The sequence below is a fragment of the Streptomyces sp. NPDC043726 genome (assembly GCF_056436565.1).
Map to the genome: position 1 here is coordinate 1 of NZ_JBWKCI010000016.1, position 21,337 is coordinate 21,337.

General features: G+C 72.6%; 16 protein-coding genes and 1 pseudogene. 6 read left to right on the forward strand and 11 right to left on the reverse strand.

Going from position 1 to position 21,337, the window contains the following annotated elements; all coding sequences use genetic code 11:
• The coding region (locus tag AC068Z_RS35650; protein ID WP_478565493.1) for a beta-ketoacyl synthase N-terminal-like domain-containing protein at positions 1–4,766 on the reverse strand (4,766 nt) is incomplete at its 3' end.
• 330 nt (positions 4,767–5,096) lie between these two features.
• Between AC068Z_RS35650 and AC068Z_RS35655 the strand changes: the two genes are divergently transcribed.
• The gene (locus AC068Z_RS35655; RefSeq protein ID WP_478565496.1) at positions 5,097–5,534 is read left to right on the forward strand and encodes a nuclear transport factor 2 family protein; all 438 of its coding nucleotides are present in this window, start codon (positions 5,097–5,099) and stop codon (positions 5,532–5,534) included.
• A 67-nt stretch (positions 5,535–5,601) separates the two neighbouring features.
• Positions 5,602–5,991 (forward strand): nuclear transport factor 2 family protein, encoded by a 390-nt coding sequence (locus AC068Z_RS35660; RefSeq protein WP_478565498.1) that lies wholly within the window; start codon positions 5,602–5,604, stop codon positions 5,989–5,991.
• A 27-nt stretch (positions 5,992–6,018) separates the two neighbouring features.
• Here AC068Z_RS35660 and AC068Z_RS35665 read toward each other — a convergent pair whose 3' ends face one another.
• Entirely contained in the window at positions 6,019–7,416 is a 1,398-nt protein-coding gene (locus tag AC068Z_RS35665) for an FAD-dependent oxidoreductase (RefSeq protein ID WP_478565501.1), read from the reverse strand.
• Between the two features lie 403 nt (positions 7,417–7,819).
• Between AC068Z_RS35665 and AC068Z_RS35670 the strand changes: the two genes are divergently transcribed.
• Positions 7,820–10,732 (forward strand): helix-turn-helix transcriptional regulator, encoded by a 2,913-nt coding sequence (locus AC068Z_RS35670; RefSeq protein ID WP_478565504.1) that lies wholly within the window; start codon positions 7,820–7,822, stop codon positions 10,730–10,732.
• Positions 10,733–10,742: 10 nt separating this feature from the next.
• Here the strand turns inward: AC068Z_RS35670 and AC068Z_RS35675 are convergent, their stop codons facing one another.
• The 7 genes from AC068Z_RS35675 to AC068Z_RS35705 form a co-directional block, all read right to left on the reverse strand.
• Positions 10,743–11,525, reverse strand: a complete 783-nt coding sequence (locus AC068Z_RS35675) for a thioesterase II family protein (protein WP_478565507.1) — start codon at positions 11,523–11,525, stop codon at positions 10,743–10,745.
• A gap of 172 nt (positions 11,526–11,697) precedes the next feature.
• Entirely contained in the window at positions 11,698–12,960 is a 1,263-nt protein-coding gene (locus tag AC068Z_RS35680) for a phytase (RefSeq protein WP_478565936.1), read from the reverse strand.
• Between the two features lie 137 nt (positions 12,961–13,097).
• Positions 13,098–14,090 (reverse strand): dioxygenase family protein, encoded by a 993-nt coding sequence (locus AC068Z_RS35685; RefSeq protein ID WP_478565509.1) that lies wholly within the window; start codon positions 14,088–14,090, stop codon positions 13,098–13,100.
• A 23-nt stretch (positions 14,091–14,113) separates the two neighbouring features.
• A complete protein-coding gene (locus AC068Z_RS35690) occupies positions 14,114–14,554 on the reverse strand; it encodes a VOC family protein (RefSeq protein WP_478565939.1) in 441 nt (146 codons plus the stop codon).
• A gap of 83 nt (positions 14,555–14,637) precedes the next feature.
• Positions 14,638–15,534: an ion transporter gene (locus tag AC068Z_RS35695; protein WP_478565512.1), complete on the reverse strand. Its 897-nt coding sequence runs from the start codon at positions 15,532–15,534 to the stop codon at positions 14,638–14,640.
• Between the two features lie 114 nt (positions 15,535–15,648).
• Positions 15,649–17,211: an MFS transporter gene (locus AC068Z_RS35700; protein ID WP_478565515.1), complete on the reverse strand. Its 1,563-nt coding sequence runs from the start codon at positions 17,209–17,211 to the stop codon at positions 15,649–15,651.
• Positions 17,212–17,314: 103 nt separating this feature from the next.
• The gene (locus tag AC068Z_RS35705; RefSeq protein WP_478565517.1) at positions 17,315–17,788 is read right to left on the reverse strand and encodes a MarR family winged helix-turn-helix transcriptional regulator; all 474 of its coding nucleotides are present in this window, start codon (positions 17,786–17,788) and stop codon (positions 17,315–17,317) included.
• Between the two features lie 102 nt (positions 17,789–17,890).
• Between AC068Z_RS35705 and AC068Z_RS35710 the strand changes: the two are divergent.
• The 3 genes and pseudogenes from AC068Z_RS35710 to AC068Z_RS35720 all read left to right on the forward strand — a co-directional run.
• Positions 17,891–18,355 (forward strand): annotated as a pseudogene (locus AC068Z_RS35710) (nucleotide triphosphate diphosphatase NUDT15); the annotation flags it as partial.
• A gap of 101 nt (positions 18,356–18,456) precedes the next feature.
• Positions 18,457–18,816 (forward strand): DUF779 domain-containing protein, encoded by a 360-nt coding sequence (locus AC068Z_RS35715; protein WP_478565520.1) that lies wholly within the window; start codon positions 18,457–18,459, stop codon positions 18,814–18,816.
• 77 nt (positions 18,817–18,893) lie between these two features.
• Positions 18,894–20,126 carry a phosphodiester glycosidase family protein gene (locus tag AC068Z_RS35720; protein ID WP_478565523.1) on the forward strand — a complete coding sequence of 411 codons (1,233 nt, stop codon included), beginning with the start codon at positions 18,894–18,896 and terminating at the stop codon, positions 20,124–20,126.
• Between the two features lie 21 nt (positions 20,127–20,147).
• Here the strand turns inward: AC068Z_RS35720 and AC068Z_RS35725 are convergent, their stop codons facing one another.
• A complete protein-coding gene (locus AC068Z_RS35725) occupies positions 20,148–20,342 on the reverse strand; it encodes a hypothetical protein (protein WP_478565526.1) in 195 nt (64 codons plus the stop codon).
• Between the two features lie 111 nt (positions 20,343–20,453).
• Complete coding sequence (locus tag AC068Z_RS35730; RefSeq protein ID WP_478565529.1) at positions 20,454–21,317, reverse strand: phosphatidylinositol-specific phospholipase C/glycerophosphodiester phosphodiesterase family protein; 864 nt, start codon at positions 21,315–21,317, stop codon at positions 20,454–20,456.
• Positions 21,318–21,337: the final 20 nt, after the last annotated feature.

Consider the following 21,337-nt stretch of genomic DNA (forward strand, 5'->3'; position numbering starts at 1 on the left):
GCCGGATCACCAGCGGCCTCCGCCAGCCGCCCCGCCTGCGCGGCCAAGGCCCCAGCCGTACGCCCCGACACCAACCACGGCACCACCGGCGACCCGGACAAGCCCCCGGAACCGGAGACCACCACAGGCCCCGACTCCGTCTCGGGCGGCGCCTCCTCCAGAACCACGTGCGCGTTCGTCCCGGAGATCCCGAAGGACGAAACAGCGGCCCTGCGCAGCCGATCGCCGCCCTCGCCCCACTCCCGCTCCCCCGTGAGGAGCCGGACGTCCCCGGCGGTCCAGTCGACGTGGGGAGTCGGCTCATCGACGTGGAGGGTGCGCGGCAGCACCCCCGCCCGCATCGCCATCACTATCTTGATGACACCCGCGACACCGGCCGCGGCCTGGGTGTGCCCGATGTTCGACTTCACCGAGCCCAGCCACAACGGCCGTTCCGCGTCACGCCCTTGGCCGTACGTCGCCACCAGCGCCTGCGCCTCGATCGGGTCACCCAGCGTCGTGCCCGTGCCGTGCGCCTCCACCGCGTCCACCTCGGAGGCAGCGACCCCCGCGTTCGCCAACGCAGCACGGATCACCCGCTGCTGGGAGGGGCCGTTCGGCGCGGCAAGGCCGTTGGAGGCCCCGTCCTGGTTGATCGCCGACCCGCGTACGACCGCGAGCACCTGGTGACCGTTGCGCCGGGCGTCGGACAACCGCTCCACGACCAGGACGCCGACACCCTCGGCCCACCCCGTTCCGTCCGCCGCCGAGGCGAACGGCTTGCACCGACCATCCGCAGCCAACCCCCGCTGGCGGCTGAACTCCACGAACATGCCCGGGGTGGGCATGACGGTGACCCCGCCCGCCAGGGCGAGGTCGCATTCACCGTTGCGCAGCGACTGCACCGCCAGATGCAGGGCGACCAGCGACGACGAGCAGGCCGTGTCGACCGTGACCGCCGGGCCCTCCAGGCCGAAGGTGTACGACAGCCGACCGGAGACGACGCTCGCCGCGTTGCCGGTGAGGGTGAAGCCCTCGACGGGTTCGGTGGCCTCGTGCAGCCGGTCGCCGTAGTCCTGGGACATCGCCCCGGCGAACACACCGGTCAGGCTGGAGCGCAGGGAGCCGGGGGCGATGCCGGCCCGTTCGATCGCCTCCCAGCTGGTCTCCAGCAGCAGTCGTTGCTGCGGATCCATGGCCAGCGCCTCGCGCGGGGAGATGCCGAAGAACTCGGCGTCGAACGCGGCGGCGTCGTGCAGGAAGCCGCCTTCGCGGACGTAGCTGGTGCCGTGGTGGGCGGGGTCGGAGTGGTAGAGGGCGTCGAGGTCCCAGCCGCGGTCGTCAGGGAAGGGTGAGACGACGTCGAGGCCCTCGCGGACGATCCGCCACAGGTCTTCCGGGGAGGCCACGCCGCCGGGGTAGCGGCAGGCCATGCCGACGATGGCGATCGGTTCGCCGGTGTGGAGGGTGGTGGTGCGCGTCGTGCGGGACTCGGTCGTGTCGCCGAGGAGTTCGGCGCGGAGACGGTCGGCGAGGACGGTGGGGGTGGGGTAGTCGTAGAGGAGGCCGGCTGGCAGGCGCAGGCCGGTCGCGGCGGCGAGTTGGTCGCGGAGTTCGACCGAGGACAGGGAGTCGAAGCCCAGGTCCTTGAACGACCAGGTGACATCGAGGGCGTCGGGGTCGTCGTCCGTGTGGCCGAGGACGATCGCGATGTGCTCTCGGATCCGGTCGAGGACGGCCCGGGTCTGCTCGGCGGTGCCGGTGAGACCGGAGAGGCGCTCCCGCCAGTCGGCGGCGGCACCGTCCAGGACAGCGGGCTCGTCATCGGCCACTGCCCCGTCCAGGACAGCAGGCCCGTCATCGGCCGCAGCCCCGTCATCCGTCGCTGCCTCGTCCGCAGCGGCTGGGATGTCCTCCGCGTTCCGCTCGCCGGGCGCGACGGGTGGCTCGGTGGCACCGCTCAGCCAGTACCGCTTGCGCTGGAAGGCGTACGTCGGCAACGGGACCCGGCGTGCGGCGGGTCCCGCGGCGAAGGCGGGCAGGGCGGGGGCGGCGCCCCGGACGTGCAGTCCCGCCACGGCGGTCAGCAGGGTCTGTGTCTCGGCGCGGTCGCGGCGCAGCGCCGTGAGGAAGGCGACGTCGGTGGGGCGGGCGTCGTCGGGGCGGGCGGCGAGGCATTCGCGGGCCAGAGCAGCGAGGGCGCCGTCGGGGCCGAGTTCCAGGAAGGTGGTGACGCCCTGGTCCAGCAGCCAGTCGACGCCGTCGGCGAAGCGCACGGCCTGGCGGACGTGCCGTACCCAGTACTCGGGGTCGCACAGTTCCTCGGCGGGGGCCGGGCGGCCGGTCAGGTTGGAGACGACGGGGATCGTGGGCGGGTGGAAGGTGAGTCCCCGTGCGACGGCCCTGAACTCGTCCAGCATGCCGTCCATGTGGGCGGAGTGGAAAGCGTGGCTGACCCGGAGAGTATGGGTTCTACGGCCGCGTCCGGCCCAGGTGGCGGCGTAGGCGGTGACGGCCTCGGCGTCGCCGGACACGACACAGGAGCCGGGGCCGTTGACGGCAGCGACGGTGATATGCCCCTCGACTGCCGCGAGTTCGGCGGTGACCTCGTCCTCCGAGGCCTCCAGGGCGGCCATCGCCCCGCCCTCGGGCTGGGCCTGCATCAGCCGGCCGCGCGCGGTGACGAGGGCGCAGGCGTCGGCGAGGGAGAGGACTCCGGCGACGTGGGCGGCGGCCAGTTCGCCCACGGAGTGGCCGAGGAGGTGCCCGGCGACGACGCCGAGGGATTCGGCGAGGCGGTACAGGGCGACCTCGACGGCGAACAGGGCGGGTTGTGTGACGGCGGTGCGGTCCAGGCGGGCCGCGTTGGAGGGTGTCGGTTCGGCGGTCAGGAGCAGTTCGCGGACCTCGGGGTCGAGGTGGTCGCAGACGGCGTCCAGGGCGCGGGCGAAGGCGGGCTGAATGGCGTGCAACTCCCGGCCCATGCCGAGGCGTTGGCTGCCCTGTCCGGAGAAGAGGACAGCTGTGCCGCCGTCGGTGATGGTTCCGCGTACGACATCCGGTGAGGACCGCCCGGCCGCCAGAGCGGCGAGCGCCTTGGCCCCGCGCTCACGGTCGGCGGCGAGGACGACGGCACGGTGGGCGAAGGACGTCCGAGTGGTGGCCAGGGAGTGGCCCAGGTCCGCGGCCGTCTGTTCGGCGTACGCGTCGAGGTGTTCGCACAGCTTGCGGGCCTGGGCGCGCAGGGCGGTCGCGGTACGGGCGGACAGCGGCCAGCCGCGCGGCACGGCATGGGCGTCCTCCGCTACGGCATCAGCGTCCCCTGCGCCCGAGTCCGCCCCGGCCAGGACGGCACCGGCGTCCTCCGCTACGGCATCAGCGTCCCCCACAGCCGAGTCCGCCCCGGCGAGGACGGCCTCCGGGGCCTCCGCCAGCACCACATGGCAGTTCGTGCCGCCCATGCCGAAGGAGCTGACCCCGGCGAGGAGTCGTTCGTCGGGGCGCGGCCAGTCGCTGAGCGCCGTGTGGACCCGCAGTCCCAGCTCGTCCAGGGGGATGTCGGGGTGCGGCTGCTCGAAGTTGAGGCTGGGCGGCAGCTGCCGGTGGCGCAGGGCCAGGACCGTCTTCAGCAGCCCGGCGATGCCCGCCGCGCCCTCCAGGTGCCCGATGTTGGTCTTGACGGAGCCGACGGCGACCACGTGCCCGGCGGCGCGGGCGGCCGATCCCGCCGCTGCGCCCAGCGCGGTGGCCTCGACGGGGTCGCCGCGCCGGGTGCCGGTGCCGTGCAGTTCCACGTACTGCAGGCGGGCGGGGTCGATCCCGGCGCGCCGGTGGGCCTGGGCGAGGACGCGGCGCTGGCCCTCGGGGGTGGGGACGGTCAGGCCCTCGCCGCCGCCGTCGTTTCCGGTGGCGCTGCCCGCGATGACGCAGTGGACGTGGTCGCCGTCGGCGAGCGCGCGGGAGAGCGGCTTGAGGACGACGAGTCCTGCGCCCTCGCCGCGGACGTAGCCGTTGGCGCGGGCGTCGAAGGTGTAGCAGCGGCCGTCGGGTGAGAGGGCGCCGAACTTGGCGGCGCTGATGGTGCTTTCGGGGACCAGGTTGAGGTTGACGCCGCCGGCGAGGGCGATCTCGCTCTCACCGGTGCGCAGGCTCTCGCAGGCGAGGTGGACGGCGACGAGCGAGGAGGACTGGCCGGTGTCGACGGTCATGCTCGGGCCGCTGAGCCGGAGTGTGTAGGAGAGGCGGTTGGCGATGATGCTGCGGTGCAGGCCGGTGACGCTGTGCGCGCCGATCGCCGTGGCGCCCTGGCGGTGCAGCAGGGAGGCGTAGTCGTCCCAGATGGCGCCGACGAAGACGCCGGTGGTGTGGTCGCCGAGGGTGTCCGGGAGGATCCCGGCGTCCTCCAGGCTCTCCCAGCCGAGTTCCAGCATCAGGCGTTGCTGGGGGTCCATGGCGCCGGCTTCGCGGGGGGAGATGCCGAAGAAGGCGGCGTCGAAACGGTCGACCTGCTCGAGGTAGCCGCCCCGCCGGGTGTTGATCTTTCCCCGGGCGGTGGTGTCGGCGTCGAAGTGGGCGTCGGCGTCCCAGCGTTCGGGCGGGGTGGTGGTCACCGCCTCGCGACCCTCGCGCAGCAGTTTCCAGAAGGCCGTCGGGTCCGGGGCACCGGGCAGTCGGCAGGCGAGTCCGATCACGGCGATCTGCTCGGGGGGTGCCGTGTGTGCCGACCGCGCGTCCGCGGAGTCCGTACGTCCGACCGAGCTTCCCGTATTCGCCACCAGTTCTCCCATTGACGCTCGGATCCCGAGAAGCGGAACCGAGTACCGGTTCGGACCGGGGAGTGAGGTGAGGTGTCCGGGCGGCGAGGATTCCGCGTTTTCCCCGCCTCGCCGCGTCGCCGATGGCGGTCTGTGGTCCGTGTTTTCGTCACCCCGTGCTCCGGCCAGGATGCAACCAACCCTAAGAACCCCGAGGGGGCGGCCCAACCCCTGATGTGGATTTGCCGCTGGGGTTTTACGGGCGCCGCGCGTAGGGGTGGGGGCCGGGTAGGGGTATCGCCTCTCCGGGGGTGGCTGTGACACTTCTCCAGATCCGTGTGCCGTCGAGGGGAGACGAGGGCCGTGCCCGACGAAGCGACGCGCAAGGCTCTGGCGGTGGCGCACTGCGAGCGCATCAACGCGGGTGATGTCGAGGGCCTGTTGGCCCTGTATTCCCCGGCCGTACGCTTTGAAGACCCGGTGGGTTCCGGTCCGCGGGTCGGCCACGGGGCGCTGCGTTCGCATATCGCGGGCGCGGTGGCCGCGGGGGTCCATGACGCCTACGGGGAGCCCGTGGCGGCGCCCGACGGACGGCACGCGGCCGTTCCCGTGGTCTCCACGATGAATTTCCTGCCGAACGGTCCGCTGCTGGTGCGTCGTGGAATTCTCGACGCTCCGCGGGAGCCGGAAAAGGCGCGTCTGGAGTTCACCTGCATGCTGGTCGTCGAAGTCGGCGCGAGCGGACTGATCGAGGAGATGCGCGCTTTCTGGGGCAGCTCCGACGTCCGTTTACTGAACTGATTCCATGGATTTCCGACCGGTTTTCCACGGTCGGCCGAGAGATACTCGAGGAAGGTGCGCGGGGGCCATGGACGAGGCGAAGCGCAAAGCGGTCGTGCTGGAATACTGCCGGCTGATGAACGTCGGCGATCTGGACGGTGTCCTCGCCCTGTTCACGCCCGACGCGCGGTTCCAGGACCCGGTGGGCACGGAGGCGCTGGTGGGCCGGGAGGCGCTGCGCCGACATCTGGGGGCGGCCCTCGCCGCGGGCATCGAGGAGATCCCGGGCACGCTGACGGCGGCCCTGGACGGGAACAGTGTCACGGTGGCGGTCTCCGGGACGATGGCCGTGCCGGACGCCACCGACGGGGGACGGGTGGCCTTCCGGCTGGTGAGTCTGATGCGGGTGGACGAGTCCGGTCTGATCTCCGAGGCCCGGATCATCGCGGGCCACTCGGATCTCACACCGGTCCCCTGACCGCCGGCCGCCTCCGGCCGCCCCGGGTCAGTTCAGCAGTGCCCATTCCCCGGCGGTGAGCGGGGGTTCGGTGAGCGGCGGCTGTGCGGGGCCCGTGCGCAGCGCGTTGAGGACCGCGGGTGACTGGAGGCTGGTGACCGGGGCGGCGAGGGTGGTGACGCCCGCGGAGGCGGCGCTGACCACCGGGTCGGACAGGCCGACCGTGCCGACGCGTTCGGAGAAGTCCTGGCGGCTGTGGAGTTCCTCGGACAGCCGCGGGTCCTTGGCCTCGACCCGGCAGCCGGGGTAGAAGACGTCCTGCGAGGCGGCGAGGATCCAGGGGTCGTCGACGGCCGTGGCGACGGCACGCATCACCGTGGCCGCGAGGTCGGGCTTGCCCCGGTGGCGGCGCAGGGTGCGGTCGAGGACGGCGACCGCCCGGGCGGCGGAGCTCATGCCGTGGCCGTAGACGGGGTTGAAGGCGGCGAAGGCGTCGCCGAGCACCACCAGGTTGTCCGGCCAGCGCTCCAGCCGGTCGTAGTGGATACGGCGGTTGGCGGTGCTGCGGGAGCCGCGGACGGGGCCCGCCGGTTCGGCGGTGGCGAGGACCTGGCCCACCAGCGGGTGCCGCAGGCCCTCGGCGAAGGCCGTGAACCCCGCCTCGTCGGTGGGGGGTTCGGCGCCCCGGGTGCCGGAGAGGGTGACGATCCACTGCCCGTCCTCGATGGGCAGGATCAGCCCGCTGCGGCCCGGCTCTCCGGCGCGGTGGTCGGCGTACACGCTGACCATGGGGAACCGGGCGGCGGCCCGCTCGGGCGCGCGGTAGATCCGGGTGGAGTAGGTGATCCCGGAGTCGACGACGTCCTCCTCCGGTTCGGGTACGCCGAGCGGGGCGAGCCACTGGCGCATCCGGGAGCCGCGCCCGCTCGCGTCCACGACGATCTCGGCGTGCAGTGTCGTGAGGTCGCCGCTGTCGAGGTCGCGGACGGTGATGCCGTCCAAGTGGCCGCTGGTGCCGCGCAGTTCGTGGACTTCGGTGCGGGTGCGTACGGTGATGGCCTCGTCGGACAGGACCTGGTCCCGGACGGTCCAGTCGAGCAGGGACCGGCCGGCCGCGAGGAGGAACTGCGTCTCGGGGAAGCGCTGTTGCCAGCCGTACGGGGACATGTTGACCATGTCGGACTGGACGCCGATGCGGTGGGCGCCCGCGGCGCGCAGCCGTTCGACGGTGCCGGGCAGCAGTGACTCGACGATCCGGGCGCCGCCCGACCACAGCAGATGGGCGTGCCGGGCCTGGGGGACGCCCTTGCGCGGTTCCGGGCCGGGCGGGAGGTCGTCGCGGTCGATGACGGTGACCCGGTCGAGGTGTCTGCGCAGGGCCCGCGCCGTGAGCATCCCGGCGAGTCCGCCGCCGATCACGGCACCGTGGGTGGGCTTCGTCGACACTGGGTTTCCCTTTCGCCGGCACCCGGACCAGGTTTCGAAATGTAGGGAGCCGGGGCCCGGCCGACCAACCCCTAACCCACCGCCTCCGGTGTGTGGGGCGTCAACCCCTATACGGGGCAACAGGGGTGGGTGGTTCGCTCGACGATTCCGGAATGTGTCCTACCGGTAGCACAAAAGGCCTCGGAATGGCTTGAGAAGCCATCGGTCGGCAAAGATGCGGCAAGAATTCGGTCCTGTATCTGACGTAAGCTGTCGGCTCGGGCGGCAGGCGAGGCCCCGCCCCACTCGACCCGGACTCCACCACGCGAGGACTACCGTTCAGCCACCCGGGGAGCCACGACACCATGCAGTTGGACAGCGCCGGTTGATTCCATGACATCGCGTTCAGGGAGGACCGAGTCGAGTGCTACTGATACAGCGGGAATCACAACTCGATCAGCTCCGCGCGGCATTCGACGACTGCGACGACCAGCACGACGGACAGGTCTGTCTGATCACCGGCGGCGTCGGCAGCGGCAAGACCGCGTTGCTGGAGGCCTTCGCCGCCTCGGTGACCGCGCGCTCGGCCCGTGTACTCCGCGCCGTCGGCTCTCCCGCCGAGCGCAACCTCCAGTTCGCCGTCATGGACCAGCTCATCGACAGCTCCGGACTCGGGCGCGCCTCGATGCGCCGGGTCGCCACCGCCGTACGGCATCTCGCCCGCACCGCGCCCCCGCCGCTGACCGCTGACGACCTCGCGGAGCTGACCACCCCGCCGGCCGCTCCCCCGGAGGCCGCCGAACAGCCGCTGCCCACCACCGTGCACGGTGTGCTCGCCTCGCTGCTCGATCTGGCCCGCCCGGCACCCCTCGTGCTCACCGTCGACGACGTGCACCACGCCGACCAGGCGTCCCTGCAGTGCCTGCTGTACGCCGTCCGCAGGCTGCGGCACAAGCGGATCATGGTCGTGCTCACCGAGTCCTCGACGCTGCGCGCCCCGCATCCGCACTTCCGGGCGGAGCTGATGAGCCGGCCCTCCTTCTCCCGGATCGAGCTGACCCCGCTCACCGACGAGGCGCTGGGCCGGCTCGCCGGGGCCCACCCCGTCCCCTCGGCCCGGGCCCGGCTCGCCCGCCGCGCGCCCGCCCTGACCGGCGGAAGCCCGCTGCTGATGAGCGCCCTGCTGGAGGACCCGGACGCGGCCGGCACGGCCGAGGCCACCCCCGCGGCGGGCGGCGACGGACCGCTGGCCGAGGCCGTGCTGCGCTCGCTGTACCGGCACGAGCCCGAGGTACGCGCCACCGCGCAGACCCTCGCCGTGCTCGGCCGCCCCACGCCGCTGCCGGTCCTGGCCCGGCTGGTCGCCCTCACCCCCGATCTGACCGCCCAGGCACTCCAGTTGCTGGGCCAGTCCGGACTGGTGGACGGCGACCGGATCAGGCCGCCGCTCGTGGCCGCCGTCCTGGCCGGACTGCCCGCCGAGGAGCGGCGCCGACTGCACCGGATGGCGGCCGAGGTACTGCACGAGTTCGGCGCCGAGCCGGAGGCGATCGCCCGTCATCTCATCGGCGCCGACTGGGCGGAGCCGGACTGGACGGAGCCCGCCCTGTACCGGGCAGCGGCCCAGGCGCTGGCCTCCGGCCGCCCCGATCTCACCTGCGCCTGCCTGCGCCTGACCCGGCGTCAGCCCTCGGCCGGCCCGCTGTGGACGGCGTACGACAGCCTGCTGCTGCGCTCCCGCTGGCAGCTCAACCCGCTGTCCGCCGCCACCGATCTGAGCACGCTCACCGCGGCCGAGGGGGCGGACGGCTACCCGCCGAACGCGCTCACCGGCGTGCCCGCGCTGCTGTGGCAGGGCCGCGGCGACGCCGCCTGCTCGATCGTCACCGCCGTCGCCGGGCTGCCCGACCCCTCCCCCGAGACCCGCGCCCGGCTCGCCGCCGCACGGCTGCTGATCTCGCTCGTCCGGCCCGACCACTACCCGGGGGCACAGGCCAAGGCCCGGTCCATCACCGACTCCGGCATCGCCACCTCCGTCACCGGCCGCTATCTGGACGCGCTGACCCTGCTCGCCGACTCGATCGCCCCGGAGCGCAGGACGGCGGACCCCTCGGCCGACGCCGAGCTGATGATCCAGCGCTATCTCGACGACGACGGCGCGCTCGGACTGCTGGCGGCCCTGCTCGTGGCGATGCTCTGCACCGGGCGGCCGGGGCCGGTCCGCGACTGGACGAGGGCACTTCTGGCGCGGCCATCGGTGGGGAACGTGCCGAGCTGGCAGGCGGTGCTGCACGCGATCCGGGCCGAGGCGGCGCTCCGGCTGGGCGCGCCGCAGGAGGCCGAGGAGCAGGGGCGGGCCGCGCTGTCCGTGATCACCCCGCAGGCGTGGGCGGTCGCGGTGGCGGCGCCGCTCGGCACGCTGGTGGCCGCGGCCACGGAGGCGGGGCGGTTCGAGGACGCGGACCGCTGGCTCGCCCAGCCCGTCCCGGCGGAGTCCTTCCGCACCCCGTTCGGACTGCACTATCTGGCGGCGCGGGCCCGCTACCAGCTCGCCATCGGGTGGCGCCGGGCGGCCGCCGACGATCTGCGCTGGATCCACCGGGAGATGGCGGCCTGGCGCATGGACGTCTCCACCCTGGTGCCGTGGCGGCTGGACCTGGCCCGCGTGCAACTGGCCCTCGGACGCAAACCGGAGGCCTTACGCCTGCTGGAGGAACAGCTCGACGCCGCCCGTACGGTGGACGACCGCACCCGGGGATCCGCGCTACGGCTGCTCGCCGGCCTGGTCCCGGCGGAGCAGGCCCGCCAGTTGCTGGCCCGGGCGGTGAAACTCCTGGAGATCAGCGGCGACCGCCGCGAACTGGACCGCGCCCTGGCCGACAAGGCCGTCTTACTGGGCCGCCCCACCAGGCCCGGGAGCTCCCCCGAGACGGCGCCGCGCACGCACTCCCGCCTACCCGCCGTACAGGCACGCTGCCTGGACGAGCCACGGCCGCAAGGGCGGGAGAGCCGGGAAGGTCGGGCAGAACAAGCAGGACAGGCAGGACAGGCAGGACAGGCAGGACGGGCAGGACGGGCAGGACAAGGGGAACCGGAGGGTGAACAGCGCTCCGCCCGCGCGGAACGCGCCGAGCCGCTGGGCGGGTTGAGCGAGGCCGAGACCAGGGTCGCCGCGCTGGCCGCGCAGGGGCACACCAACCGGCAGATCTCCAGCAAGCTGTTCATCACGGTGAGCACCGTCGAACAGCATCTGACCCGGGTCTACCGGAAGTTGGACGTCAAGCAGCGCACCGATCTCGCCACCCGGCTGGCCGCCGTGGGCGCACTCGGCGACTGAGCGCCGCCGCTCAGGGTGACGCGGGCGTGGCGGAGCGGAAGGCGTCGATGTTCTCCCGGATCACCTCCGTCACCTCCGCCGGGCGGCCGTTGAGATAGAAGTGGCCGCCGGGGAAGGACCGGAAGCGGAAGGTTCCGGTCGTCAGCTCCTCCCAGGCGCGGGCGTCGGCCAGGGGCACCCGGGAGTCGCTCTCGCCGGTCAGCACGGTCACGGGCGCGCTCAGCGGGGCCTCGCCGGGCGTGACCCGGTAGGTCTCCACGGCCCGGTAGTCGGCGCGCAGCGCGGGCAGCACCATGCGCACCAGTTCCTCGTCGTCGAGGATGCCCGGCTCGGTGCCGCTCAGCTCGCGGATCTCGGCGATGATGCCGTCGTCGTCCCGGAGGTGGACGGTCTCCTCGCGGAACCGGTGCGGGGCGCGCCGCCCGGAGGCGATGAGGCCCAGCAGCTCGCCCCCGCCGGACTCCTCGAGCCGACGGGCGATCTCGTAGGCGAGCACGGCGCCCATGCTGTGCCCGAAGAGCACCACGGGACCGGCCGGCTCGGAGACCAGTGCCTTGTACACCTGGTCCGCCAGCTCCCGCAGATCCGTACGGGCGGGCTCCCGGTGCCGGTCGAGCCGCCCCGGGTACTGGACGCAGAGCACGTCCAGCTCCGGCGCGAGCGCGCGGGCCAGCGGCAGGAAGTAGGGGGCGGAACCGCCGGCGTGCGGCAGCGCGAGAAGCTTGACGGCGCCGGGCCGGGCAGGCTCGTACCGGCGGAACCAGGTGTCGTACTGACCGGATGCTGCCGACATGACGGGCCGTACCTCCAGCGATCGGGTGCGCCGGGACGAACCGTCCACGGACACCCCAATCTACGAGCCCCGCCCGACGCGGCAGAAGCCCCTACGACCCCTGTCCGCCCCCGGCCTGGCCCAGGGGCGCTCGGGGTCCCCGCGGCAAGGCGGTCCCGAGCGCCCCGTGAGGTCAGTCGTCCAGGGCGTCCATGACGTCCGCGAGGTCGACGAACTTGAAGCCCGTCGCGGGCCGGTCGTCGTTCTGCGGGGTCTCGTCGCCGTCCTGGACGACCAGGAGGCCGTTCGGGTAGCGGCGGCCCAGGGGCGCGTTGAGGACCGCGGCGCCGTCGCACTCCTCGGAGCCGTCGAGGGTGGCGGAGGCGGCCGTGACGCGGAAGCCGCCCTCGTACTCGTTGTCGTCCTCGACCTCGCGGTCGTAGGCGGCGAAGGTGTTGTCGCCCTGGCTGGAGGCGAGGAGATAGCCGTCGCCGTCGGACTCGGGCAGCAGGGTCAGGCCCTCGACGTCGGCGGAGACACGGGTGCCGCCGAAGCCGGGGTCGGCGCCCGGCGTGCACTCCTCGGTGGCCTCGTCGTAGGTGCCGGGGACGCCGTACTCGCGGACCTTGTCGATGAGAGTGGGCGTGCCGGTGAGGTCGGCGCGCAGCCGCCAGATGCCGACGTCCTCCTGACCGGCGTAGGGCGTGCCGTTGGCGGGGTCGACCACCATGCCCTCCACCTGGGGCAGTTCGCCGGGCTCCAGGCACGGCGTCCACGAGGTGCCGTCGGGCAGCCGGAAGGCGGAGGGCAGGTCGATGGTGCGGAGCTTGCGGTAGCCGACCGTGCCGGAGCGGGTGGGGAGCAGCTCCAGGAGCGCGACGCTCGTCGTCTCGCGCCGGCTGACCAGGGCGTAGGAGCGGCCCGTAGCGCGGTCGGTCCAGGTGGCCAGGCCGTAGGCGGTGCGCTGGTCGTTGATCTCCTCCTGGTCGGCGGAGAACACCGGCGGTGCGGCGGGGTCGGTGACGTCGGTGAGCGGGCCGCCGGCGCGGTCGCGGTCGATGCGGTAGAAGCGCAGCCGGTCGTTGCCGCGGTCGCTGGTGACGGCGAGGTCGGCGCGGCCGGTGGACAGCTTCAGGCCGTGCACCAGGTCGACGTTGTTGAAGCGGCCGGGGGCGTCCTCGGGGGTCGGTCCGGCCGGCGCGGGCACGGACTGGACCTGGCGCGCGTCGAGGTCGTAGACCCGCAGTCCGCCCTCCTTCGCGGTGGCGACGACCAGGCTGCGGCCCGGCTCGGCGGCGTTGCGCCAGATCGCCGGGTCGTCCGCGTCGGAGTTGCCGCCCGCCTCGTCGTCGTAGAGTGCCGCCGTCTCGGACCTGGGGGTGATCCCGGGCAGTTCGGACGATGCCTGCGCCTGGGCGGGCAGCGTCACGGCGAGTGCCACCAGGGTGGCCGTCATCAGGAAGACGTGCGATCTACGGGGCTCGGGCACGGACGCGCTCCTTCGTCTCTTGATCGGATGCGTCTGGCAGCCTTTCCGGCGTGTGTGAAGGGTGAGCGTTCGTCACTTACGGCGAGATAGACTCGGCATGAACACTACATACCGCGTCGAACGGTGACCGGGAAGTCGACGTGCCGGAACGGGTTCGGCAGCCCGTGCTCGGCGGCGCGCCGCGGATCGTCGACCCGGGCGAAGGTCCGGATCAGGCTCGCCTTCACGCCGAAGACCGCGTCGGAGTCCAAGTAGGGCGAGTCGTCGGCGAACAGATGGGTCGTCAGGGTCCGGACGCCGGGCGCCGACACCTGGACGTGGATGTGCGCGGCCCGGTTGGCGTGCCGGCCGGTCGACCTCAGCAGGGCGCCGACCGGGCCGTCGGTGGGGATCGGGTAGTGCCGCGGCACGACGGTACGGAACCAGAACCGGCCGTCACCGTCGGCCGTGAACAGCCCGCGCAGATTGCGCTCCGGCACCTCGCCGGGCCGCTGCACGTCGTAGAACCCGTCCGCGTCGGCCTGCCACACGTCCACCCGCGCCCCGGCCACCGGCGCTCCGGAGGTGTCCGTGACCCGGCCGGTGACCAGGCACGGCTCACCTCCCTCGCCGATGCTGTCGCCGAGTTCCCGCGCGGGTGACGCGACCAGGTGGAAGGGGCCCTCGACGGTGGCCTCGGTGCACTCCCCGTCCGCCGGGTTGTTCAGGGACTCGACCAGCATCGACACCCCGAGGACGTCGGAGAGCAGGATGAACTCCTGCCGGGTGGCGTCGCACTTCCGGCCGGTCTCGGTCAGGAAGCGGATGCCCTCGGCCCACTCCTCCGCGGTCAGACCCACCTCCTTGACGAAGGCGTGGGCATGGCCGACCAGGGAGGTCAGGATCTCGCGCAGGCGCTCGTCGGGGGCGCCGGCGAAGGAGGCGGCGACGATCTCCGCGGACCGGTCCGCGTCGAAGACACCGGGCACTGCGCGGGGTTGGCCGTGGTCGGGGACTCCGGACGCCTCGCCTGGTTGCCCGCTGCCGCAGACCTCGGCACCCTCGCGGGACTGCCCGCTGTCGAAGACTCCGGACGCCTCGCGGGGTTCCTCGGTCATCTGCCGCCTCCTTCACCGCACGGTCAGTTCACGGCCGCGCCGGGTACCTCTTCGGTCACGCCGTTCAGCTCCGAGGCCGGATCGGTGCCGTACGGCCGGGTCAGGGCCTCCATGCCGTGACCGGACGGATCCCGGAAGTACACGCCCCGGCCGCCGTCGTTGCGGTTGATCCGGCCCGGGTGCCTGCCGTGCGGATCGGCCTGGATGGGCACGCGCGCCGCGACCAGCCGGGCGAGGATCTGGTCGAACTCCTCCTCCGAGACGAGGAAGGCGTAGTGCTGCATGGGGATGTCGGCGTCGGGGCCGAGGGTGGCGAAGTCCAGCGTGACGCCGTTCGCGGTCTCGACGGGCAGGAACGGCTCGGCCGGTTCGCCGACTTCGAGGCCGAAGATGTCGGCGAGGAACCGGGCGGACTTCTCCCGGTCGCGACTGGCGATGACGGTGTGATTGAACTCGACGGACAAGGTGAATGCCTCCGTGGGCATCTCCGCGGCGCCTCCATGCCTCACCCAGCCGGTGACCGGCACGCGATGCCGCGACGATCACCCTAGGCACAGGGCCGCCGACGCGTCGAGCCGTTTTGCGCCGGAAGGCTTGCCTCCAGGTCGTCCAGGGCGCTGCGGGCCACGGCGATCCGCTTCCGCAGCTCCTTGTCGGCGGGCGGAGTGTCGTCCGACCGCTCCCGCCCCCGCTCCCGCTCCAGCTCCCGCGCCTCCTCCAGGGAGCTGATCACCACCCCGATGAGCACGTTGACCAGCACGAACGAGGTGATCAGGACGTACGACGCGTAGTAGACGACGCTCCAGGGCGTGGCCTCCAGACCGGCGTGCACCGCCTCGCCCAGGCCGTCCAGGGTCATCAGCAGGAACAGGGTGAGCACCGCGCGGCCGATCGAGCCGTACTGCTCGGGGTCGTGCCGGCCGAAGAGGAGCCAGCCGACCATGGCGTAGACGTAGAGCAGCAACGCGCCCACGAGGAGGAAGCTGACCGTGCCGGGCAGGCTGCGGGCCACCGCGACCATCACGATGCGCAGTTGGGGCAGGAACCGGGCGGTGCGCAGGACACGGGCCAGGCGCAGCAGCCGCAGGACGGTGGTGTTCTCGCGGACGACCGGGAGGAACGCGAAGCCCACGACGGCCAGGTCGAACAGGTTCCACGGATCGCGGAAGAACGCGCGGGGGCGGTCGGCGTGGGCGCAGGCGCGCAGCGCGATCTCGACCGTGAAGGCCGCGAGGCACAGGTGCTCGGCGAGCCCGAGCCACCGGGACCACTCCGCCGCGAGTCCGCGGTACGTCTCCATACCCAGCAGGGCGGCGTTGACGAGGATCAGGGCGAGGACGGTGAGCGCGAACCAACGGGCCTCCGTGACGTTGCGGGCCCACTGCGCGAGCGCCCGGCGGGCGGGCCAGGACGCGCGCTCCGGAAGAAACTGGTGGTCGGTCATCCTGCTGTATCTGCTCCGGCGCGCGGCGCGGTATGCCGGGGGCTCAGATGTGCGAAGGGGACACGGCCCGCACGGACCGACCCCCGCCCGCACGGCCCGTGCCCCCCCTTCACATCACCGGGAGCGCCGCAGCCCGGCCGCCGCCACGGCCGCCCCCACCAGACACAGCACCCCGGTCAGGACCACGGCGGAATGGACGCCGTTGAGGAACGCCTGCCCGCTGCCCTCCACCACGGCCGCCCGGACCCCCGTCGGCATGTCCGTGGAGACCGGCGACATGCCCATCGCCACCGCGTCCTTGGAGTCCTGGAGCCGCTCCGCAAGGGCGGCCGGCACACCCGCCGCCGTCAGCTCGCCGGTGAGCGTGGCACCGACCTTCGCGCTGATCAGGGACACCAGCACCGACGTCCCGAGGGCGCCGCCGATCTGGAGGGTGGTGGCCTGGAGGCCGCCCGCGACTCCGCCGTCCTGGACGGGGGCGTTGCCGACGATGGCGTCGGAGGAGGCGGACAGCACCATGCCGACGCCGAGGCCGAGTGCGACGAAGGGCGGCCACATCGTGGCGTAGGAGGAATCGGTCTGCCAGGTGAGCATGCCGAAGCAGGAGGCGGCCTGGAGGAGCATGCCGAGGGGCATGGTGAACCGGGCGCCGAGCCGCTGGGTGAGGGCCGCGCCGAGCGGCGAGGCGACCAGGGAGGCCAGGCTCAGCGGCAGGGTGCGCACACCGGCTTCGACGGGCGTGAATCCGCGGACGTTCTGGAGGTAGAGCATCACGAAGAAGATCACGCCGAGCATGACGAAGAAGTTGAGCGCGGTGATGATCGCCCCGATGGTCAGGGACCGGTTGCGGAAGAGCCGCATCGGCAGCAGCGGGTGCTCCACGCGGGTCTCGTGCCGGCCGAAGAGGACCAGGACGAGCACTCCGGCGAGTACGGCCGCCCAGGTGCCGGCCGAGGTCCAGCCCCACGTCTCGCCCTTGACGACGCCGAAGACCACACAGAGCAGGCCGGCCGCGAGCAGCAGGACACCGGGGACGTCGAAGCGGTGCTGCCCGGTGGAGTTCCTGCTCTGCGGCAGCACGAACGCGCTGAACAGGAAGGCAGCGACGCCGATGGGGGCGTTGATGTAGAAGACGGACTCCCAGTTCACCCGCTCCACGAGCAGTCCGCCGACGATCGGGCCGAGGGCGGTGGAGACGGCGGAGACCATGGCCCAGATCCCCACGGCCATGCCGAACCTGCGGGGCGGGAAGACCGCCCGCAGCAGACCGAGGGTGTTGGGCATCAGCAGTCCGCCGAAGACGCCCTGGAGCGCGCGGAAGACGATGACGCCGGTGATGGATCCGGACAGTCCGATGGCGACCGAGGCGAGGGTGAACCCGGCGACTCCGACGAGGTAGTAGGTACGCCGCCCGAACCGGTCGCCGAGCTTGCCGCCGAGGATGAGGGTGGCGGCGAGGGCGAGCAGATAGGCGTTGGTGACCCACTGCAGTTGGGCCGTACTGGCATCGAGGTCCTGCCCGATCGCCGGGTTGGCGATGGCGACGACGGAGCCGTCGAGCTGGACCATGAACAGTCCGAACGCGACCGCGCAGAGGGTCAGCCAGGGGTTGGAACGGCGGGACGGTGCCGCTTCCCGCGCGGGCAGGACGGGGTGATCCACGGACGTGGACGACATGGATGAGCCTTCTCTTCGCAAGAACAAAAAGGGGAAAGGAGGCCCACGGAAGGGGTGAACCGGAGAACGTCACACCCCTCCGGGGGCGCGCCGCCCGCTCAGCTCAGCGGACGGCGGAGTGCAGCCGGTTGGTGAGCGCGTTCAGAGCGCCCAGCGCGGAGCCCAGCGCGTCCTTCTCGCCCTCGGTGAGGGAGAGCAGCGCCTGCCGGAGGTAGGTGGCCTCCAGCTCCCGCACCTCGGCGAGCCGCTGCCGGGAGGTGGCGGTGAGGTGGAGATGGGCGACCCGCTTGTCGGTGTCGTCCGGGCGGCGCTCCAGCAGCCCGCGGTCGGTCATCTGGGAGACGAGGGCGCTGACGTTGTTGGGCTTCATCAGCAGCGCCTCGGCCGCCTCACGCACGGTGGCGCCCTCGCGCCGCGCCACGAACCGCAGCAGCGCGAGCTGCCCCTCGGGCGGCTTGGGGTGCGGGTACTCCGCCGCGATCCGCCGCTCCAGCGCACGGTGCAGCGCGGGCACCTGCTCCGCGAGCCCGGTGGCCACGCGGTCGAGGTCCCGGCTGGGAGTGCTGGAGGGGGTCACGCTCGCAATATAGGTATGAGATCATAGCTATGTCAAAAGACCCACTGTCCGCTGATCAGCAATCCCTGTTCAGGCACCTACGGAAGCCGGAGCCCGATGGACCGCGTCTCCTCCCGCCCCCGCACTCCCCGCCCGCCCGTCCCCCAGACGGCCCTCGGTGTCGGCGCGATCCTGCACGGCCCCCAGGGTCTGCTGCTCGGCCGCCACAAGTACGGCACCTGGGAACTGCCCGGCGGCATGGTGGAACCCGGCGAGTCGCTCCAGGAGACGGTCGTGCGCGAGCTGGCCGAGGAGACCGGGCTGACGGCGCGCCCGGCGGACGTACGACTCCTCGGCACCCTCCTGGACCGGGTCGACGGGGTCGTACGGCTCACCGTCGCCGCCCAGGTCACCGCCTGGCAGGGCGAGCCGGGCGACCAGCCCGGGGAGAAGGTCGGCGACTGGCGCTGGTACGCCCTGGACGGGCTGCCGCGGGAGCTGTTCGTGTGCAGCGCCCAGGCCTTGACCGCCTGGCGCCCCGGCCTGCCGATCGACCACACCCCGGCCCACTTCACGCCGTACGCGTAAGGAGCCGGCACCCTGCACTCGCAGGGTGCGTGCAACCCTCTCGCAACCTCCCCCGTGCTCCCCTGGTCCGTCCGGATCCGGTTCCCCTGGGGATGGTTGGCATGTACGAGGAGATCCCGCGCGTAGAGCTGACGCCCGCCGCCGCCGAACTGGTGCGGCGGCTGCACACGGCGCACGGCCCGCTGATGTTCCATCAGTCCGGCGGCTGCTGCGACGGCAGTGCGCCGATGTGCTACCCGGCGGGCGAGTTCCGCACCGGCAACTCGGACATGCTGCTCGCCGAGCTGTACGTGGCCGGCGTCGAGGAGCCGGTGGGCTTCTGGATGTCCCGCAGCCAGTACGAGGCCTGGGCCCACACGCGGCTGATCGTCGACGTGGTCGAGGGCCGGGGCAGCGGCTTCTCCCTGGAGGCACCCGAGGGGGTGCGTTTCCTCATCCGTTCTCGCGTTGTCGGCGCATAGCAACCGCGTCGACCGCCCGGATCTGATGCACTTCTCCCCTGAGTCGCGGGACAGTTGACGAACCCTCAGGGGGGACTGTGACACGTCGTCCGAAACGACGCACGGCACGCAGAACGACACTGACCTTTCTCACCGTACTCGGCTCGCTGGCCGGTACCGCCCTGGTGGGGGCGGCACCGGCCAGCGGCGCTCCCGGCGCCACCCGGCTCGCCCCCGGCGTCGTGTACGAGCAGTTCGACATCCAGGGCGCCCAAGGCACCGCCCACGGCCATCTGCTGCGGGTGGACCTGACCGACCCGCACATCACGCTGGACCTGCTGTACCCGGGGAAGGTGGCCGCCCGGGCGCCCGTGTCCCGGCTGGCCGACGCCCAAGGCGCCGTCGCCGGGGTGAACGGCGACTTCTTCAACATCACCGAGACCCAGCACCCGGGCGTCGAGGTGACCGGCGCGAGCGTGGGACCGGCCGTCGCGAGCGGCCGTACGCTCAAGGCGGCCGTGCCGAACGGTCAGCGTTTCGGTCCGTCCCTGCCGGCCGGCACCTCCACCGAGGACGTCATCGGCATGGGCGTGGACCGCCGGGCCCGCCTCGACGACATGACGCTGTCCGGATCGGTCCGCACGGCCACCAAGAACCTGAAGCTCGGCGGCCTCAACCAGTACGCGCTGCCCGTGGACTCCGTCGGGGCGTTCACCTCCGACTGGGGCAGCGTCTCCCGGGTCCGCGCGACCTGCGGCACCGACACCGACCGGGCAGCGCCGTGCAGCACGGACACCCACGAGGTGACGATCAGGAACGGCCGGGTGGTGGCCACCGCCGACAGCCCGGGCGGCGGCGCCATCGAACCCGGGACCACCGTCCTGGTGGGCCGGGAGGCGGGGGCGCGGGAGCTGCGGAAGTTCGTCCCCGGTCAGCCGGTGAAGGTACGGCACCGGCTGGTGGCCGCCGCCTCGCGGGTGGCGTACCGGTTCGCGGTCGGCGGCTACCCGGTGCTCACCGGCGGACAGCCGCTGCCGGGCCTGGACGACAGCACCGCCGCCGTGCGCAGCGCCGTGGGCCTCGGGGGCGGCGGGAAGCAGGTGCTGCTGTTCTCACTGGACGGCGGCACCGCGTACAAGGGGCTGACCATCGCCGAAGTGGCCGACACCATGCGGAGGTTGGGCTCCACCGACGCCTTCAGCCTGGACGGCGGCGGGTCCTCGACCCTGGTCGCCCGCGCCCCGGGGGCCTCCGCGGTCAGTGTGCGCAACCATCCCTCGGGCGGCGCGGAACGCCCCGTCCCGAACGGCATCGGGGTCTTCACCCGGTGACGGGCCGGTGACGCGGCGGCCTCACGGTTTCAGACTGCTGACGATGTCGGCGGTGGCCGTGAGGCCGCTGCTGATGGTGGGCGCGATGCTGGTGCTGGCCATGTAGAAGCCGAGCAGCGCGCACACCAGCGCGTGGGAGACCTTGAGCCCGCCGTTGCGCAGGAAGATCACCGCAAGGACCAACAGCAGCAGCACCACGGAAATGGACACGGCCATCGTCAACCTCCTCCGCCACGCCGCACACGTCCGGTTCACGGCGTTCGGCCGTAAGTGTGGCGTAGCGGAGGGTTCGTCCGTGCGGCTGACCTGTCCGCCGAACGTGTGGTGTCACGCGCGGTCGTGCGCCTCCAGGAAGGCCCGCAGGCCGGGGAGGTCGTCGGTGTTGAGGAAATCGACATCGGCGGCGACGAGTTCGGTCCACAGCGCGTCGCGCTCGGGGCCCGCGAGGTCCGGGGTGGCCCAGAACCGCACCTTCTGGCCGCGCGAGTGGGCGGCCCGCATGATCGTGTTCAGCTTCTGCCGCTCGGCTTCGGGGAAGGCGCCGGCGCCTCGCCAGGTGAAGTTGTTGCCCCAGTTGTCGCTGATCAGCGGGATGAAGGAGGCGGGTGCCGGGCTGCCGAGGTCGGCGAGCCGGCCGTCGTAGAAGGCGCGGCGCACGGTCTGCGCCGCCATCGGCACCCGGGCGGCGCGGTCGCCGGAGATGACGGCGGTGACCGGGCCGGGGAACACCCGGCCGTGGGCGTACGTCGTGAACAGGTGCTTGTAGCGCTTGAGATGCCGGTCGAGTTCGAGGTACGTCGAGGAGCCCTCGGTCTTGATGTCGATGAGCAGCTGGAGGGACGTGCGGTAACCGCGGTACACGGAACCGTGGTTGGCCTTGACGCGGGCGGCGAGCGGGTCGAGGTAGAGGGACTCCAGGGTGCGGGCGGGGTCGAGGTCCTCCGGGTCGTGGGCGACGAGGAGCTGGTCGCCCACGAGGAAGATGTCGGCCTCCAGGCTGCCGAACCGGTGGTCCAGGGCGTCGAGGAGGGGGCGCGGGTGCTCGTAGTCGTTGTGGGCGTGGGCGCGCCACAGCGGGCGGGGGCGGTGCTTCTTGTCGACGGCGAACGCACTGCCGACCGGCGGGGCCAGCACGCCCGCGAGTGCGGCGCCGACCGTGGTGACTGCTCTGCGACGAGTGATGAGCGCCATGTTCTGCCTCCCTGTGGGCC

Coding starts and splice junctions, on each gene's coding strand:
- AC068Z_RS35680 (WP_478565936.1), bottom strand. CDS start 12,960: ATGACGGCCACCCTGGTGGCACTCGCCGTGACGCTGCCCGCCCAGGCG.
- AC068Z_RS35660 (WP_478565498.1), top strand. CDS start 5,602: ATGGACGAGGCGAAGCGCAAAGCGGTCGTGCTGGAATACTGCCGGCTG.
- AC068Z_RS35700 (WP_478565515.1), bottom strand. CDS start 17,211: ATGTCGTCCACGTCCGTGGATCACCCCGTCCTGCCCGCGCGGGAAGCG.
- AC068Z_RS35685 (WP_478565509.1), bottom strand. CDS start 14,090: ATGACCGAGGAACCCCGCGAGGCGTCCGGAGTCTTCGACAGCGGGCAG.
- AC068Z_RS35715 (WP_478565520.1), top strand. CDS start 18,457: ATGTACGAGGAGATCCCGCGCGTAGAGCTGACGCCCGCCGCCGCCGAA.
- AC068Z_RS35695 (WP_478565512.1), bottom strand. CDS start 15,534: ATGACCGACCACCAGTTTCTTCCGGAGCGCGCGTCCTGGCCCGCCCGC.
- AC068Z_RS35675 (WP_478565507.1), bottom strand. CDS start 11,525: ATGTCGGCAGCATCCGGTCAGTACGACACCTGGTTCCGCCGGTACGAG.
- AC068Z_RS35730 (WP_478565529.1), bottom strand. CDS start 21,317: ATGGCGCTCATCACTCGTCGCAGAGCAGTCACCACGGTCGGCGCCGCA.
- AC068Z_RS35725 (WP_478565526.1), bottom strand. CDS start 20,342: ATGGCCGTGTCCATTTCCGTGGTGCTGCTGCTGTTGGTCCTTGCGGTG.